The sequence below is a fragment of the Acidovorax delafieldii 2AN genome (assembly GCF_000175235.1).
In the GTDB taxonomy this organism is placed as follows: Bacteria; Pseudomonadota; Gammaproteobacteria; order Burkholderiales; family Burkholderiaceae_C; genus Acidovorax; species Acidovorax delafieldii_B.
This window is the reverse complement of record NZ_ACQT01000370.1, coordinates 1-2636: the sequence shown is the minus strand read 5'-3', so window position 1 is coordinate 2636 and position 2636 is coordinate 1. Positions and strand designations below refer to the sequence as shown.

The 2636-nt window shown below is 66.1% G+C and carries 2 protein-coding genes; both read left to right on the top strand.

What is annotated here, in order from left to right; genetic code table 11:
* The first annotated feature begins 118 nt into the window (after positions 1-118).
* Positions 119-1642 carry an IS21 family transposase gene (gene istA, locus ACDELDRAFT_RS21135; RefSeq protein ID WP_005800234.1) on the top strand — a complete coding sequence of 508 codons (1524 nt, stop codon included), beginning with the start codon at positions 119-121 and terminating at the stop codon, positions 1640-1642.
* A complete protein-coding gene (gene istB, locus ACDELDRAFT_RS21130; RefSeq protein WP_005800232.1) occupies positions 1632-2441 on the top strand; it encodes an IS21-like element helper ATPase IstB in 810 nt (269 codons plus the stop codon). Before istA ends, istB begins: the two co-directional genes overlap by 11 nt.
* The last annotated feature ends 195 nt before the right edge of the window (positions 2442-2636 follow it).

The following is a 2636-nucleotide window of genomic DNA, read 5'->3' as shown; positions in this document are numbered from 1 at the left end:
CTGTTGGCGCCGACCGAAAACTGAGCCACTTATGAGGGTTGTGCCGACCCAAAATTGAGCCAGGTGTTCAACCTACTCTGCTGTTTTTTTGTGCAGCAGAGGACGAGGAGTGATCACCATGGACATGATTGGCAGGATCCGGCGTTTGCATGCCCGGAAGAACAAATCGGAGCGCGAGATCTCGCGCATGACGGGGCTGTCGCGCAACACGGTTGCGAAGTGGCTGCACGGCGAGGTGGATGGCCCGCCGAAGTACCGGCGCGGGGAGCAGCCGAACAAGCTCACTGCGTTCCACGAGGCGCTCAGGCAGGCGTTGAAGGCCGACGCCCGGCGGCCCAAGCGCGAGCGTCGCACGGCCAAGGCGCTGTACGCCGAGATCAGGGGCGCTGGCTACGACGGTGGCTACACGCGGGTGACCGACTTCATCCGGGCGTGGCGCCAGGGCGAAGGTCAATCTGCGAGCGCCAACGCCTTCGTGCCGCTGGCCTTCGAGCTCGGCGAAGCCTTCCAGTTCGACTGGAGCGAGGAAGGGCTGGTGGTGGGCGGGATCTACTACCGCATGCAGGTCTCGCACATGAAGCTATGCGCTTCGCGGGCCTTCTGGCTGGTGGCCTATCCGAGCCAAGGCCATGAGATGTTGTTCGATGCCCATACCCGCAGCTTTGCAGCCCTGGGCGGCGTGGCCCGGCGCGGCATCTACGACAACATGAAGACCGCGGTGGACAAGGTCAAGAAGGGTAAGGGCCGGATCGTCAATGAGCGCTTCGCGACCATGTGTGCGCACTACCTGTACGACCCGGACTTCTGCAACGTCGCCAGCGGCTGGGAGAAGGGCGTCGTCGAGAAGAACGTGCAGGACAGCCGCCGGCGCATCTGGATCGACGCGGCCAAGCAGCGCTTCGGCAGCTTCAGCGAACTCAACGCCTGGCTGGGCCAGCGGTGCCGGGCGTTGTGGGACGAGGTGCGCCACCCCGAGCACGAGCAGTTCAGCGTGGCCGAGATGCTCGAACACGAGCGGGCGCATCTGATGCCCATGCCGGCGCCGTTCGATGGCTACGTCGAGAAGCCCGCGCGCGTGTCCAGCACCTGCCTGGTATCGGTGGCGCGCAACCGCTACTCGGTGCCGTGCGAGCTGTTCGGGCAAATGGTCAGCACCAGGCTGTACCCGGGCAGCGTCGTCGTGGTGGCCAACGACCACATCGTCGCGCGCCACGACCGCCTGAGCAACGCCGGCGAGACGCGGTATGACTGGCAGCACTACATCCCGCTGCTGCAGAGGAAGCCCGGCGCGCTGAGGAATGGCGCGCCGTTCGCCGACATGCCCGAGCCGCTGCAGAGGCTGCGCCGTGGGCTGCTGCGCAACCCGGGCGGCGACCGCGTGATGGCGCAGGTGCTGGCCATCGTGCTGAGCGCCGGGCTGGACGCGGTGCTGGTGGCGGTGGAACTGGCGCTGGAGACCGGGCCGCCCGGCAAGGTGAGCGTGGAGCACGTGGTCAACGTGCTGGGGCGCCTGAATGCGGTGCCGATGCCGCAGACGGCTGCGACGCAGCTGAAGGTGAGCACACCGCCGCTGGCCAACACGGCGCGCTACGACAGCCTGCGTGCCGACAACGCCACCGAGGAGGCCGGCCATGACGCGTGACGTGACGGTTGAACTCAAGGCGTTGCGTCTGCATGGCATGGCCGGCGCCTGGGCCGACCTGGTGGAGCAAGGAACGAACGCAGGGGTGGACTCCTCGCGCTGGTTGATCGAGCACTTGCTGCAGGCCGAGGGCACGGATCGCGCCATGCGCTCGGTCAGCCACCAGATGCACGCCGCGAAGTTCCCGGTGCATCGCGACATCGCCGGCTTCGACTTCGAGGTCTCGCCGGTAGATCGCAAGCTTGTGAGCACACTGGCCGCAACCAACTTCACAGACGACGCACACAACGTCGTGTTGGTGGGTGGGCCGGGCACGGGCAAGACGCATCTGGCCACGGCCATCGGCGTATCGGGCATCACCCGGCATGGCAAGCGCGTGCGGTTCTTCTCGACGGTCGACCTGGTCAATGCACTGGAGCAGGAGAAGGCGCAAGGCAAGGCCGGGCGCATTGCATTGAGCTTGCTGCGCATGGACCTCGTCATCCTGGACGAGTTGGGCTACCTGCCGTTCAGCCAGGCCGGCGGGGCGTTGCTGTTCCACCTGCTCAGTCGCCTGTATGAACACACCAGCGTGATGATCACGACCAACCTGGACTTCGCGGAGTGGTCCAGCGTGTTCGGCGACGCGAAGATGACCACCGCGTTGCTGGACCGGCTCACGCACCACTGCCACATCGTGGAGACGGGCAACGAGTCGATCCGCTTCAGCCGCAGTACGGCAGAGGCCAAGAAGCGCATCAAGGCGCGCGAGCAGGCCCGCAAGGGCAGCAAGTCCGAGCTGCCGCAGGACGACTTCTGAAGCGGCGCCGCGCGGGGAAATCCGCTACGGGCTACGCCCTGCGCGGCTTCCCCCGCGCGCTCAACTCAACATCGAGGAGGTCAAAGAGCCAGGACAGACCTACACTTATCCACCGCCGGCCCTCTGAAGGCCGGCCCCCACCCCTGGCTCAATATTCGGTCGGCACGGTGGCTCAGATTTGGATCGGCGCCGACA